Source organism: Agromyces sp. NPDC058126 (assembly GCF_042884595.1).
Taxonomy (GTDB): domain Bacteria; phylum Actinomycetota; class Actinomycetes; order Actinomycetales; family Microbacteriaceae; genus Agromyces.
The window spans coordinates 97144-111296 of the sequence record NZ_JBHVTS010000001.1; the positions used below are offsets into that span (position 1 = coordinate 97144).

The 14153-nt window shown below is 71.6% G+C and carries 14 protein-coding genes; 11 read left to right on the top strand and 3 right to left on the bottom strand.

Annotation, left to right across the window (positions count from 1 at the left end; translation table 11 throughout):
• Positions 1-194 precede the first annotated feature (194 nt).
• Positions 195-1097, top strand: coding sequence for a sugar phosphate isomerase/epimerase family protein (locus ACFVTR_RS00495; RefSeq protein WP_387034038.1), 903 nt, complete (start codon positions 195-197; stop codon positions 1095-1097).
• Between the two features lie 114 nt (positions 1098-1211).
• On the opposite strand, the gene ACFVTR_RS00500 is transcribed toward ACFVTR_RS00495, so the two are convergent.
• Positions 1212-2399 carry an ROK family protein gene (locus ACFVTR_RS00500; protein WP_376941622.1) on the bottom strand — a complete coding sequence of 396 codons (1188 nt, stop codon included), beginning with the start codon at positions 2397-2399 and terminating at the stop codon, positions 1212-1214.
• Positions 2400-2516: 117 nt separating this feature from the next.
• Between ACFVTR_RS00500 and ACFVTR_RS00505 the strand changes: the two genes are divergently transcribed.
• The 10 genes from ACFVTR_RS00505 (at position 2517) to ACFVTR_RS00550 (ending at position 12526) form a co-directional block, all read left to right on the top strand.
• Entirely contained in the window at positions 2517-3623 is a 1107-nt protein-coding gene (locus tag ACFVTR_RS00505; RefSeq protein WP_387034039.1) for a Gfo/Idh/MocA family protein, read from the top strand.
• The gene (locus ACFVTR_RS00510) at positions 3620-5125 is read left to right on the top strand and encodes a sugar ABC transporter ATP-binding protein (protein WP_387034040.1); all 1506 of its coding nucleotides are present in this window, start codon (positions 3620-3622) and stop codon (positions 5123-5125) included. Before ACFVTR_RS00505 ends, ACFVTR_RS00510 begins: the two co-directional genes overlap by 4 nt.
• Positions 5122-6192 carry an ABC transporter permease gene (locus ACFVTR_RS00515; RefSeq protein WP_387034041.1) on the top strand — a complete coding sequence of 357 codons (1071 nt, stop codon included), beginning with the start codon at positions 5122-5124 and terminating at the stop codon, positions 6190-6192. The genes ACFVTR_RS00510 and ACFVTR_RS00515 overlap by 4 nt, the downstream gene beginning before the upstream one ends.
• Positions 6189-7382: an ABC transporter permease gene (locus ACFVTR_RS00520; protein WP_387034043.1), complete on the top strand. Its 1194-nt coding sequence runs from the start codon at positions 6189-6191 to the stop codon at positions 7380-7382. The genes ACFVTR_RS00515 and ACFVTR_RS00520 overlap by 4 nt, the downstream gene beginning before the upstream one ends.
• Positions 7382-8587 carry a substrate-binding domain-containing protein gene (locus tag ACFVTR_RS00525; protein ID WP_387034044.1) on the top strand — a complete coding sequence of 402 codons (1206 nt, stop codon included), beginning with the start codon at positions 7382-7384 and terminating at the stop codon, positions 8585-8587. Before ACFVTR_RS00520 ends, ACFVTR_RS00525 begins: the two co-directional genes overlap by 1 nt.
• 141 nt (positions 8588-8728) lie before the next feature.
• Positions 8729-9598, top strand: coding sequence for a sugar phosphate isomerase/epimerase family protein (locus ACFVTR_RS00530; protein WP_387034045.1), 870 nt, complete (start codon positions 8729-8731; stop codon positions 9596-9598).
• Complete coding sequence (locus tag ACFVTR_RS00535; protein ID WP_387034046.1) at positions 9595-10605, top strand: sugar phosphate isomerase/epimerase family protein; 1011 nt, start codon at positions 9595-9597, stop codon at positions 10603-10605. The genes ACFVTR_RS00530 and ACFVTR_RS00535 overlap by 4 nt, the downstream gene beginning before the upstream one ends.
• 8 nt (positions 10606-10613) lie before the next feature.
• Positions 10614-10910, top strand: a complete 297-nt coding sequence (locus ACFVTR_RS00540) for a Dabb family protein (protein ID WP_387034048.1) — start codon at positions 10614-10616, stop codon at positions 10908-10910.
• 142 nt (positions 10911-11052) lie between these two features.
• Complete coding sequence (locus tag ACFVTR_RS00545) at positions 11053-11427, top strand: hypothetical protein (protein ID WP_387034049.1); 375 nt, start codon at positions 11053-11055, stop codon at positions 11425-11427.
• A gap of 34 nt (positions 11428-11461) precedes the next feature.
• Positions 11462-12526: an alpha/beta fold hydrolase gene (locus tag ACFVTR_RS00550; protein WP_387034050.1), complete on the top strand. Its 1065-nt coding sequence runs from the start codon at positions 11462-11464 to the stop codon at positions 12524-12526.
• A 37-nt stretch (positions 12527-12563) separates the two neighbouring features.
• On the opposite strand, the gene ACFVTR_RS00555 is transcribed toward ACFVTR_RS00550, so the two are convergent.
• Complete coding sequence (locus ACFVTR_RS00555; protein ID WP_387034051.1) at positions 12564-13325, bottom strand: amidase domain-containing protein; 762 nt, start codon at positions 13323-13325, stop codon at positions 12564-12566.
• Positions 13326-13428: 103 nt separating this feature from the next.
• Positions 13429-14097: an ABC transporter ATP-binding protein gene (locus ACFVTR_RS00560; RefSeq protein ID WP_387034053.1), complete on the bottom strand. Its 669-nt coding sequence runs from the start codon at positions 14095-14097 to the stop codon at positions 13429-13431.
• Positions 14098-14153 lie beyond the last annotated feature (56 nt).

Genomic DNA, 14153 nt, shown 5'->3' on the forward strand with positions numbered 1-14153 from the left:
GCGTCCCGACCCGACGGTTCGGATGCGTCTCCGGCGACTTCTGCGGTAATGGCTGGCGACTTTTGATTGACGCGACGACAAAAGTGAGCGACAGTGTTCGAGCACGGAACTCTCGACGATGAGACGGAAGGAACAGCATGTGCTACGGACATGACGGGACGGGCGCACTTCGCGCATCACTGCAGGAGCGCGGGGTGAGCCGACGCGGGCTCCTCCTCGGCGCACTGGGCGCGACGGCCGCGATGGCGACCTTCTCGGCCGGCGCGGCACCGGCGATGGCGGACGTCGCCAAGAAGCCGTGGAAGCGGGTGCCCCCCGGCAAGATCAGCCTCCAGCTGTGGACGGTGCGCGAGGGGCTCGGAGCGCCCTGGGGCCCCGGCGACTACGACACCACGCTGCGCGCGATCGCGGACCTCGGCTACCCGCGCGTCGAGCAGGCGCTCGGCTACTTCGGCCGCACCGCCGCCGAGCTGCGCTCGTTCTACGACGAGATCGGCATCCGGGCGACCTCGTCGCACGACGGCACCTCGCCCGATGCCGCCGCACTCGAGCAGAAGCTCGAGAATGCGGCCACGCTCGGCCAGCGGTACCTCAACGTGCCGTACTTCGCCTCGGGGGCGCTCGCCGACTGGCAGCAGCTCGCCGACACGATGAACGCCGAGGCGCAGGCCGCGTCGTCCTACGGGATCGCCTACGGCTACCACAACCACGCGCACGAGTTCACGACCGACCTCGGCGGCGGGCTCACCCCGTGGCAGGTGCTCACCGAGCGCCTCGACCCCGCACTCGTGCACCTCGAGGCCGACCTCTACTGGGTCGTCACCGGCGGCATCCAGAGCGGTGACGGCGCCGCCGATCCCGAGCAGTTCGCGATCGACGTGATCGACCAGGCGCCGCAGCGCGTGCGCCAGTTCCACGTCAAGGACCGCCACGTGGGCGGCGACATGGCCGACCTCGGCACCGGCACGATCGACTTCGCGCGGATCTTCCGGGCGCACGCCGTCGAGGAGTACATCGTCGAGAACGACACCCCCGACGTCACCCCGCTGCAGACCGCCGACGTCGGGTACGACTACCTGCGCGACCTGCGGTTCTGAGCCGCATCGGCTCGGTGCGCGGCATCCTCGTGAACGATCGACGAGGATGCCGCGCGGTCGTCGGGGCGGGCGCGGCGCCGCAGACGGTCGCGAGGGCGCGGGGATGCTCCGGGGTCAGCGCGCCGCGAGCGCGTCGATGCCCTCGGGCGAGAGCGCGTGGTGGATGGCGAGCATCGCCGCGCCGAGCACCGCGGCGTTCTCGGCGGCCGCCGACTGCACGATCGCGAGGTGCTCGGTCGCGAGCGGCATCGACCGCGTGTAGACGACCTCGCGAACGCCCGCGATGAGGTGCTCGCCCGCGCGCGCCATCGAGCCGCCGATCGCGATGACCGAGGGGTTCACGAAGCTCACGCAGGCGGTCAGCACCTCGCCGATGTCGCGGCCGGCCTGGCGCACGGCCTGGATCGCGTCGATGTCGCCGCGCTTGACGAGCTCGACGACGTCGCTGCCGGATGCCGCGTCGAGGCCCTGCTCGCGCAGCGCCCGCGCGATGGCCGGGCCGGAGGCGAGGGCCTCGAGACATCCGCGGTTGCCGCAGTGGCAGGGCACCTCGCTGCCGCGCGCCACGCGGATGTGGCCGATGTCGCCCGCGATGCCCTGCGCGCCGCGCTGCAGCAGCCCGCCCGAGATGATGCCCGAGCCGATGCCGGTCGCGACCTTCACGAACATCAGGTGCTCGGTCTGCGGCCAGGCGATCGCCTGCTCGCCGAGCGCCATGATGTTGACGTCGTTGTCGACGAGCACGGGCACCTCGAGGTGCTGCTGCACCCAGCCGGGCACGTCGAAGCGGTCCCAGCCGGGCATGATCGGCGGGTTCACGGGGCGGCCGGTCGAGTGCTCGACGGGGCCGGGCACGCCGATGCCGATCGCGACGAGCTCGTGCCGGGTGCGGCCGAGGCCCTCGATGAGGGCGAGGCCCTGCTCGACCATCCAGCCGAGCACGGGCTCGGGGCCCTGGGCGATGTCCATGCGCTCCGAGTGCTCGGCGAGCACCGTGCCGGTGAGGTCGGTGACGGCGAGCGTGGCGTGCGAGGCGCCGAGGTCGGCGGCGAGCACGATGCGGGCCGCCGGGTTCAGCGCGAACTGCGAGGGTGGCCGGCCGCCGGTCGAGGCCGCGTCGGCGACGGGCGAGACGAGGCCGAGCCGCATGAGCTCGTCGACCCGCGCGGCGATGGTCGAGCGGGCGAGCCCGGTCGACTGGGCGAGCGAGGCGCGCGTGCGCGGGGCGCCGTCGCGCAGCAACTGGAACAGCTCGCTGGCCCCTGAGGTTCCGAGCGCCGATCCGCGGCTGATGTCGACCATGACACTGAGTAAAGCACACCGACTTCCCCAAGTGGGTCAACTGACATGTTGATCTCGAACGAACAACTTTTGCCGAATGACTAGCAAAAGGTGTCGGACGTGTGTCAGCATGTCCCCATGACAACGGACGTCACCGCCCCAGCCCGCACGAAACGTGCCGGCTTCGTCGGCGGCGGCTTCATGGCCGCCGTGCACTCGCGCGCAGCCCGTGCCGCCAGAGCCGAACTCGTCGGCGCCGCCTCCTCCTCGCCGAAGCGGGCCGCAGTGGCCGCCGAGCGACTCGGGATCGGCGCCGCCTTCGAGTCCTTCGAGGCCATGCTCGCCGATCCGGCCGTCGAGATCGTGCACATCTGCACCCCGAACGCGACCCACGCGGGCTTCGCCCGGGCGGCGCTCGAGGCCGGCAAGCACGTGATCTGCGAGAAGCCGCTCGCCACCACCGCGGCCGACGCCGCCGAGCTCGTCGCGCTCGCCGACGCCCGGGGCCTCGTCGCCGCGGTGCCGTTCGTCTACCGCTTCCACCCCATGGCGCGCGAAGCGCGGGCCCGGGTCGCCGCCGGTGAGGCCGGGCGCCTGCTCAGTGTGAACGGCGCCTACCTTCAAGACTGGCTCGCCGCCCCGCACGACGACGACTGGCGGGTCGACCGGGCCGTGGGCGGCCCGTCGCGGGCGTTCGCCGACATCGGCTCGCACCTCGTCGACCTCGTGGAGTTCGTCGCGGGCGAGCGCATCGTGCGGTTGAACGCCGCGAGCCGCACCGTCTACGCCGACCGCGCCACCCACTCGGGCATCGAGACCGAAGACCTGGTCGCCCTCGTCGTCGAACTCGACTCGGGAGCACTCGGCACCCTGCTCGTCTCGCAGGTCGCCCCGGGCCGCAAGAACGCCCTCTCGATCGAGCTCGCCGGCACCGACGCGAGCGTGCGCTTCGAGCAGGAGCGGCCCGACACCCTGTGGCTCGGCCGCACCGAGGCATCCAGCGTGATCGAACGCGACGCGAGCCGGCTGAGCGCCGACGCCGCCCGCCTCGCGATCGTGCCCGCCGGGCACCCGATGGGCTATCAGGACGCGTTCAACGCCTTCGTCGCCGACGCCTACGCCGCGATCGACGGCCCCGCGCCCGACGGGCTGCCGGGCTTCGCCGACGGGCTGCGCGCCGCGCAGATCACCGAAGCGGTGCTCGCCTCGGCCGAACGACGCGACTGGGTGGAGGTGCCGGCATGAGCGGCGAAGCGGTGCTCGTGGCCCAGGGGCTCGAGAAGTCGTTCTTCGGCGTCACCGTGCTGCGGGGCGTGGGGCTCACGCTCCGCGCCGGCGAGGTGCACGGCCTCGTCGGCGAGAACGGCGCCGGCAAGTCGACCTTCATGAAGATCCTCGCGGGCGTGTACGAACGCGACGCCGGCACCGTCACGCTCGGCGGCACCGAGGTCGAGTTCACCCACCCGGTCCAGGCCGCCCGGCAGGGGCTCGCCACCGTCTTCCAGGAGTTCAACCTCCTGCCCGAGCGCACCGTCGCCCAGAACGTCTTCCTCGGTCGCGAGCCCAAGCGCCGCGGCCTCGTCGACAAGAAGGCGATGCTCGCCGAGACCCGGGCGCTCCTCGCCGAGCTCGGCATCGACTCCATCGACGCGGATGCCCCGGTGCGCACCCTCACCGTCGCCGAGCAGCAGATCGTCGAGATCGTGAAGGCGCTCTCCGTCGACGCCCGCGTCATCCAGATGGACGAGCCGACCGCCGCCCTCGCCGACCACGAGGTCGAGCTGCTCTACACGATCGTGCGACGGCTGCAGGCGCGGGGCGTCGCGATCCTCTACGTCTCGCACCGCCTGAAGGAGATCTTCGACCTCTGCGACACGATCACCGTGCTGAAGGACGGGGCGCTCGTCTCGAGCGGCCCGGCCGCCGAGCTCGACACCGACGAGCTCGTGCGCCGCATGGTCGGCCGCCCGATCTCCGCGTACTTCCCCGAGGCCGAACCGGGCACGGTGCCCGGCGAACCGCGCCTCGAACTCCGCGGCGCAGGCAACGCCTACGTCGACGGGGTCGACCTCGAGCTCCGCGCGGGCGAGATCGTCGGCGTCGCGGGCCTCCAGGGCTCGGGTCGCACCGAGCTCGTCGAGGCGGTGTTCGGCGTCGTGCCGTTCACCCGCGGCGAGATGCGCCTCGACGGCGAGCCCGTGCGGCTGGGGTCCGCCCGCCAGGCGGTGAAGCGGGGCATCGCCCTCATCACCGAGGATCGCAAGGCGCAGGGGCTCGCGCTCAACCAGTCGATCACCGACAACGCGCTCCTCGTCATCCGCTCGGTGTTCTCGCGACGCACGCGCGACACCCGGCGCGAACTGCCGGGCGTGCTCTCCTCGCTCGAACTCGCCTCGCGCGGCCTCGACCAGGAGGTGCAGTACCTCTCGGGCGGCAACCAGCAGAAGGTCGTGCTCGCGAAGTGGCTCGCCACGAAACCGCGCGTGGTGCTCCTCGACGAGCCCACCCGCGGCATCGACGTCGGCGCGAAGGTCGCCGTCTACACCCTCATGCGACGACTCGCCAAAGAAGGGGTCGCCATCCTCATGATCTCGTCCGAGCTCCCCGAGGTGATCGGCATGTCCGACCGCATCATCGTCATGCACGACGGCCGCGCCTCGGCGGAACTGCCGGCGCGCAGCGACGAGGCGACCATCCTCGGCGCCGCCACCGGCACACTCCGCGTCGGGGGAGAGGAGCTGCGATGAGCACCGCCACCCCCACCCGGGCTCCCCGCCGCGCGGGCTCGCGCCGCCGGCTCGACTCGACCCTCATCGTCGGCATCGCGCTCGTCGCCGTCATCGCCGTCGGCGCGATCCTCGTCGCGACGGTCGGCCGCAACTTCTTCAGCGCCGGCAACATCCGCGACATCCTCACCGGCATGAGCGTGCTCGGCTTCGTCGCCATCGGGCAGACACTCGTCATCCTCTGCGCCTCGCTCGACCTCTCGGTGCCGTACGTCGTGAGCCTCTCGAGCCTCATCGCGGCCGACCTGATGGCCGGCAACCCGGCGAACATCCCGTTCGCGGTCTTCGTGGTGCTCGTGGTGGCGGCCGTCATCGGCCTCGCGAACGGGCTCATCGTCACGAAGCTCAAGGTGAACGGCTTCATCGCGACGCTCGGCACGGGCCTCATCATCAAGGGGTACCTCGACACGAACTACAAGGGCACGAGCGGGGAGGTGCCGTGGGAGTTCCAGCTGATCGGCGCGACCGGCGTCGGCCCGGTGCCCGTGTCGACGCTGCTGATGCTCGCCGTCGCGCTCGCCGCCGCGTTCTTCCTGGCCCGCACCCGCACCGGCAACCACATGTTCGCGGTCGGCGGCAACGAGCAGGTGGCGCGCCTCTCCGGCATCCGCACCGCCCGTCCGCTCATCGTCGCCCACGTGCTGTGCTCGATCACCGCGGCCCTCGCCGGGCTCCTCCTCGCGAGCCGGCTCGGCGTCGGCAGCCCGGTCGTCGGCACCCAGGGCGGCTACGACCTGCTCTCGATCGCCGCGGTCGTGCTCGGCGGCACCCTGCTCATGGGCGGCCGCGGGTCGATCTGGGGCACCATCGGCGGTGTGGCGATCTTCGCGGTCGTCGACAACGTGATGAGCGTCATGCAGGTGAACCCCTTCCTGAAGGACGTCGTCCGCGGCGTCGTCATCGTCGCGGCGGTCGCCGTGTACACGAGTCGTTCCGTCGACCGGCGACGGCCGAGATTCAGCGCGGGGGCCGAGCCGCCCGCGGTCAGCGAACCCGCCGCCCCGGCACCGAAGGGAGGCGCGGCATGAGCGCCGTGACATCCGACCGCCCGAGCCTGGGGGCCCGCCTCGCCGACCTCGGCCGCACCCTCGTGAGCCCTCGCGGGGCCGTGTTCCTCCTCCTCATCGTGCTGCTCGTCGCGATCGCGGTGCTGAACCCGTCGTTCGCCGAACCGTCGCAGTTCATCCGCTTCATCCAGCGCGTCGCCCCGGTCGCGATCGTCGCGATCGGACAGTACTTCGTCATCGTGGGCGGCGAGTTCGACCTCTCGATGGGCTCGGTCGTGACCGCGCAGGTCGTGATCGCCGGCAACCTGATCGGCCAGGATGAGGCGAAGTCGCTGCCGGTGCTCGCGCTCATGCTCGCCTTCGGCGCCTTCATCGGCCTCGTCAACGGCCTCATCGTCACGATGCTCAAGGTGCCGAGCTTCATCGTCACCCTCGGCATGATGCTCGCGCTCCTCGGCGGCACCCTCTACTGGACGGGCGGCGCCGCGACCGGCAACCCCGCCGACGGGTTCCGCGAGATCGGGCGCGGCGGCATCCGGGGCATCCCGGTCATCGACATCCTGCCCTGGTCGGTCGTGGTGCTCGCCGTGGTGCTCGCCGCCGCGATCTGGTTCTCGAAGAGGCCCTTCGGGCGCACGATCATCGCCCTCGGCGACAACCCGACGACGGCGCGCTTCTCCGGCACCCGCAACTGGTGGGTGAAGACGTCGACCTTCATGATCTCCTCGCTCTCGGCGACGGTCGCGGGCGTGCTGCTCGTCGGCTACGCCGGTGTGCACCCCTCCGTCGGGCGCGGCTACGAGTTCATCGCGATCACCGCGGTCGTGCTCGGCGGCGTCGTGCTCGGCGGCGGTCGCGGCTGGGTGGTCGCGGCGGCCGCGGGCGCCTTCGCCCTCGAGGCGCTCTTCACCGTGCTGAACTTCGCCGGCGTGCCCTCGACGTACCGCGACGCGGTGCAGGGCGCGATCATCATCCTCGCCGTCGCCTACTCGGCGACGACGTTCCGCGCGCGCCGCCGCGGTCGCGGCATCGAGGCATCGCCGGATGCCACGAGCCCGACCTCGCCCGACGCGGGCACCGAGACCTCGCCCGACGCGGCGACCAAGACTTCGCCGGCACCGGCGGAGGAGCGCGATGCCCCCGCATCCGCTCGCCCTGCACCCATTCCCTCGACGTCGAGGGCTGACAACGAAACCAAAGGAGGTTCGTGATGCGACGCAGGTACACGGTGGCATCCGCAATGGTCGGCGCCCTCGCGCTGCTGACGATGGCCGGCTGCACGACCGACCCCAACGTGGCAGCGCCGAGCGATGACGCCGCCGCGAGCGAGGAGTCGGTCGAGTGGTTCGACCAGGAGCTCTTCGACAAGCAGGACGCCGAACGCGACGTCGTGCCCGAGGGCCCCGAAGGGCAGCCCTGGCTGCAGCACATCAACGCCGAGATGGTCGACACCTCGGAGTTCGCCGCGGAGGGCGCCAAGAAGGCGTGCTTCGCCAACGCCTCGATCTCCAACCCGTGGCGCACCACCGGCTGGATCACCATGAACGAACAGCTCAAGGTGCTCCAGGAGGCCGGCGTGATCAGCGAGATGGAGACGCGCGACGCGCAGGACTCCGATGACACGCAGATCGCCGACATCGACTACTTCATCGAGGAGGGCGGCTGCGACGTCTTCATCATCTCGCCGAACTCCACGGCGGCGATGACGCCGGCCGTCGAGCGCGCCTGCGACACCGGCAAGCCGGTCATCGTGTTCGACCGCGGCGTGCAGACCGACTGCCCCGTCACGTTCATCCACCCCATCGGCGGATTCGCGTGGGGCATCGACACGGCCGAGTTCCTCATCGACGAGCTCGAAGAGGGCGACAAGGTCGTGGCGCTGCGCATCCTGCCGGGTGTCGACGTGCTCGAGCAGCGCTGGGCCGCGGCCGAGAAGCTGTTCGACGAGGCCGGCATCGAGGCGGTCGACTACTTCACCGGGGCCGACCCGGCGGAGATCAAGAAGATCATCTCGGACGAGCTCGCCAAGGGCGACGTCCAGGGCATCTGGATGGACGCCGGCGACGGCGCCGTCGCCGCCATCGAGGCGTTCGAGGACGCCGGCGTCGACTACCCCGTCATGACGGGCGAAGACGAGATGAGCTTCCTCCGCAAGTGGAAGGAGACCGGGCTCACGGGCCTTGCGCCGGTGTACTCGAACTTCCAGTGGCGCACGCCGCTCCTCGCCGCGCAGAAGATCTTCGCCGGCGAAGAGGTGCCGAGCGAGTGGGTGCTGCCCCAGTCGCCGATCACCGCGGAGGAGGTCGATGAGTACCTCGCCCTCAACGAGAACATGCCCGACGGCCACTACGCCAAGTTCGGCGGCGAGGACCTGCCCGGCTACCCGCAGGTCTGGGAGGACCGGATCGTCCCGTAACCCCGTGATCCGATCGATGTTCGGGGAGTGACGACGGAGCGTATCGAGACCGGGAGGTCTCGATACGCTCCGTTCCTCGACCACAGCGCGGGCGATCGATACGCTCGCTACTCGACCGACGGAGTTCTGCAAGGAGGCAGCATGCGCCGCACCATCGGCGTCAACACCTGGGTGTGGGCTTCGCCCCTCACCGATGAGAACCTTCCCGCGCTCGCCGCCAAGGCGGCCGCGCTCGGCTTCGGCGCGATCGAGCTGCCGGTCGAGAGCCCCGGCGACTGGTCGGCGGATGCCGCGGCCGACCTGCTTGCGGAGCACGGCCTCGCCCCGATCGTGATCGGTGCGATGGGCCCAGGCCGCAACCTGGTCGCCGCGCCCGGCTCCGAGATCGTGGCCACCCAGAACTACCTCGTGCACTGCCTCGGCGTGGCCGAGCGCCTCGGCTCACCGGTCGTGGCCGGCCCCTTCACGGCGGCCACCGGTCGCGCGTGGCGCATGGACGCCGAGGAGCGCGAGGCCCGGTACCGCGAGCTGCGTGCGAGCCTCGCGCCGGTCGTCCGCAAGGCGGAGGACCGAGGCATCCGCCTCGCGATCGAGCCGCTGAACCGCTACGAGACGAGTCTCGTGAACACCGTCGAGCAGGCGCTCGAAGCACTCGGGCCGCTGCTCGGCCCCGGCCTCGGGCTCGCGCTCGACAGCTACCACCTCAACATCGAGGAGAAGTCGATCGGCGAGGCGATCCGCGCCGCAGGCGAGCACCTCGCGTACGTGCAGGTGTGCGGCAACGACCGCGGCGCCGTCGGCGACGACCACCTCGACTGGCCCGCGTTCCTCGACGCCCTCGACGACGTCGGGTACACCGGCGCACTCGGGCTCGAGAGCTTCACCGGCGAGAACGCGACGATCGCGGTCGCCGCCTCGGTGTGGCGCCCGCTCGCCCCCTCGCAGGACGAACTGGCGGCACGGAGCATCCGATACCTGACCGCGCTGCAGGACGAAAGGAACCCGGCATGACCGCCACCCACCCCGTGACCCTCTTCACCGGTCAGTGGGCCGACCTGCCCTTCGCCGAGGTCGCGCGCCTCGCCGCCGAGTGGGGCTACGACGGGCTCGAGATCGCCTGCTCGGGCGACCACCTCGACCTGAAGCTCGCCGAGGAGGAGCCGGGCTACCTCGCCGAGCGGCAGGAGATCCTGAAGCGGCATGGGCTCTCCGTGCACGCGATCTCGAACCACCTGACGGGTCAGGCGGTGTGCGACGACCCGATCGACTTCCGGCACGAGGCGATCGTGCGCCCGTACACGTGGGGCGACGGCGACCCCGAGGGGGTCCGGCAGCGCGCCGCCGACGACATGAGGCGCGCGGCACGGGTCGCCCGCATGCTCGGCGTCGACACCGTCGTCGGCTTCACCGGCTCGTCGATCTGGCCGTACGTGGCGATGTTCCCGCCGGTGCCCGCGAGCGTCATCGACGCCGGCTACGAGGACTTCGCGAACCGCTGGAACCCCATCCTCGACGTGTTCGACGCCGAGGGCGTGCGCTTCGCGCACGAGGTGCACCCCTCCGAGATCGCGTACGACTACTGGACGAGCGTGCGCACCCTCGAGGCGATCGGCCGGCGCCCCGCGTTCGGCTTCAACTGGGACCCGTCGCACATGATGTGGCAGGGCATCGACCCCGTCGGGTTCATCGTCGACTTCGCCGACCGGATCTACCACGTCGACTGCAAGGACACGCGGCTGCGCCCCGCGACGGGACGCGCCGGCATCATGGGGTCGCACCTGCCGTGGGGCGACCCGCGGCGCGGCTGGGACTTCGTCTCGACGGGGCACGGCGACGTGCCCTGGGAGGACGCGTTCCGCGCGCTCGACGCGATCGGCTACACCGGCCCGATCTCGGTCGAGTGGGAGGACGCCGGCATGAACCGGCTGCACGGCGCGGCCGAGGCCGTCGGGTTCATCCGCTCGAAGCTCTTCCCGCGACCGACGGCCTCCTTCGACGCCGCGTTCTCGAACCAGTAGGGGGCCTCATGTCGATCGAGCACACCGTCGTCTTCCGGCTCGTCCACGAGCCCGGCTCGGAGGCCGAGCAGGAGTTCTTCGCGACCGCGCGCGAGACCCTCACCGGCATCCCCGGGGTCGCCGACTTCGCGATCAGCCGCCAGGTCAGCCCGAAGAGCTCGTTCACCCACCGCTTCGGCATGGTGTTCGCCGATCAGGCCGCGTACGACGCCTACAACGCGCACCCCGCGCACGTCGGCTTCGTCGAGGGCCGGTGGGTGCCCGAGGTCGCCGAGTTCCAGGAGTACGACTTCGAGCGGTTCTGAGCCGCGGAGCGCCTGCGCGCCCGCGTGAGTGGCCCCGACGGGCCATGCCGAACTGGCCCGAAGATGCGATGCACCCGGTGCATCGTCGGCGGTGGAATCGGAGCGTCGCGATCCGGCGACGCACGAATCCGAGGAGCCACCGATGAACACCCCATCCGATTCCGCCGCCAGCATCGGCGACTCGATCGCCGTCGGCCGTGAGCGCGGCTACTACCGCGTGCTCTTCGACGCGGGCCCCGTCGATGCGGAGACGTTCGCCGAGCTGGCCGGGGTGCCCGAGCAGAGCGGCCGCATCTGGCTCGAGGAGCAGGTCGATGCCGGGATGCTCCGCATCGTCCGCGCCCCCGACGGCGACCGGGAGGAACTGCTGCTGCCCGGCGAGTACGTGCCGGTGCTCGTCAGCGATGAAGACACCCCGGATTTCTCGGGAGCACGCGCCCTGCTCCGCGAGCATCTCGTCGAGGTCGAACGGGTCCGCGCGCTCGCTGCCGATGCGCGGCCGGCGCTCGCGAGGTAGTGCCGAGCGTCCCTCGTGTTCGTAGACTGACGCCGTGCAACCTGAAGATCAGGTCGTCCACCATGCCGAACTCGACGGTCGTTCGATCGCGTGGTCGGCCGTCGGTGCCGGGCCGCCGCTCGTGATCGGCGGCTGGTGGTCGAGCCACCTCGAACTCGACTGGCGCAACGCGGGGTTCCGGCGCTTCGTCGAGCAGTTCGCACGCCACCGCACGGTCGTCCGCTACGACCGTCCCGGCACCGGGAGGTCCGATCGGGACACCACCCCTCCACGAACCCTCGACGAGGAACTCGCGGTCCTCGAGGCGGTCGTCGACGCGTCCGCGGACCCCTCCGCGCACGAACCGATCGCGCTCTTCGGCGGCTCGTCGGGCGGCGGCGTGGCCTCGCTGTTCGCGGCGCGGCATCCCGGTCGTGTCGATGCCCTCGTGCTCTACGGCACGTACGCCCGTGGGGCGGATCTCGCGCCGCCGGCCGCCCGGGCGGCGATGCTCGGCATCATCGAGCGGCACTGGGGTCTCGGCTCGCGGGTGCTGGCCGATCTGTTCCTGCCGGACGCGACGGCCGAGGAGCGTGCCGAGTTCGTCGAGTTCCAGCGGAGGTCGGCCTCGCGGGAGGTCGCACTCGCGTCACTGCAGGCGGTGTACGAGGTCGACGCGACGCCGCACCTCGCCGATGTTCGCGCGCCGACGCTCGTGCTGCACCGCCGCGCCGACCGGGCGATTCCGTTCGCGCTCGGCAAGGACGTGGCCGCACGGATCCGCGACGCACGATTCCTCGGGCTCGAGGGCGACGATCACTTCCCGTGGCGGGGCGACGCCGACGCCGTCGCACGCGAGACACTCGCCTTCCTCGGCGCGCCGGTCGCGGCGCCGAACGCCGGATCGAGGTCGGGACCCGCCGGCGCGACCGGCCTCACCGCGCGCGAGCGGGAGGTGCTGCGGTTCGTCGCCCGGGGCGACACCGATGCCGAGATCGCCGCGCGTCTCCTGCTGAGCCCGCACACGGTGCACCGGCATCTCGCGAACATCCGCACCAAGCTCGGGGTCCCTTCGCGGGCTGCCGCGGCCGCGTGGGCACTGCGGCACGACCTGATCTGACGCGACCGCAGTTCGACCACGGATCGCCTCGCCCCGCTCAGCCGTTGACGCTCCAGTAGGTCACCTGCGTCTCGGGATGCCTCGGGTGGTCGTCGACCGAGCGGTCCCACGTGGCATCCGTGTGGCCGCCGTAGAAGACGTCGACGTTCCCCTCCTCGTCCTCGATGACCGCGGTGACGATCGCGGTGTGGTCGCGGTCACCCGAGGCGTCCCAGTCGAACTGCACGATGTCGCCCGGCTTCACCTGCGCGCGCTGCGCGTCGCCCAGCGCCGTCGCCCGCTCGGGGTGCGCGGCGAGGTACTCGCTGAAGAGCGTCGACGAGCGCCAGGCCGGGCTCGCCGCGTAGGGGTCGCCGTCCTCCGAGTACCACCACTCCTCGTCGGGCAGCCAACCGCGCTCGATCAGGGTCTGCGAGGTGAAGTTCACGCAGTCGTCGTCGCCGAGCACGCCGTAGCGCTCGCTCTCGTCGGCGTCCCAGTGCTCGCGCACGTACTCGAGCTGGCGCAGCACGGGGGCCGGGAGCTCGGGGTCGAGCTCGAGGGCCGCCGCGTTCGGGTGGCTGCCGTCGCCGCCCTGCGTGCCGGGGCCGCGCGGGGCGTTGGCGGCGACGACCGCGCCGATGATCGCGACCGCTGCCCAGACGACGAGCGCGAGCAGCGCGACGAGCGCGCCGCCGACGAGCAGGCGCCGGCGGAGGTACACCCGCCGGTCGGCAGGCGCCGAGGGGCGCGGCGCCGTCCGCTCCGCCACATCAGGGGGCGCCTCGGCCACCCGGCCGGTCTCGCTCACGTCATCCACCCGATCCACCGTACGTGGGTTCAGTGGGCATTCCATCCGTGCGCGGTGGCGGCATGGCGGATGCCCCGCCGTGCCCGCGGCCGGGGCATCCGCCCTGTGCGGCTCAGCGCTCGGTGACCGTGCCCGCCTTGATGTGCAGGCGGCGCTCGGCGCGGCGCGCGACCGCCGAGTCGTGGGTGACCACGATGAGCGTCAGCCCGCGGTCGCGACGGATCCCCTCGAGGATCTCGAGGATCTCGTCGCGGGTCTCCTCGTCGAGCGCGCCGGTCGGCTCGTCGGCGAGGAGCACGTCGGGCTCCTTCACGAGGGCGCGGGCGATCGCGACGCGCTGCTGCTGGCCGCCCGAGAGCTCGCTCGGCAGGTGGCCGGCACGGTCCGCGAGCCCGACCGCGGCGAGTGCCGCCGCGGCGCGCTCCGCCCGTCGGGCGCCGCCCACGGCGAGGGGCTCGAGCGCCGTCTCCACGTTCTCCTGCGCGGTCAGCGTGGGGATGAGGTTGAAGTTCTGGAAGACGAACCCGATCTCCTTCGCACGGATCTTCGCGAGCTTCGCGTCGGGCATCTTCGAGATCTCGTCGTCGCCGATGCTGATCGTGCCCGACGTCGGCCGGTCGAGCCCGCCGAGCATCTGCAGCAGCGTCGACTTGCCGCCGCCGGTCGGCCCCTGGATCGCGACGTGCTCGCCGGTGCCGATCGTGAGGTCGACGTTCTTCAGGGCGTGCACCGTGCGGTTGCCCTGCCGGTACGTCTTCGTGAGCTTCGTGAGTGTGTACATGGTGTCCTCGGTGGTGGTCGTGTCGATGCGATGGATGCCGTCGTGGCGTGGACGGA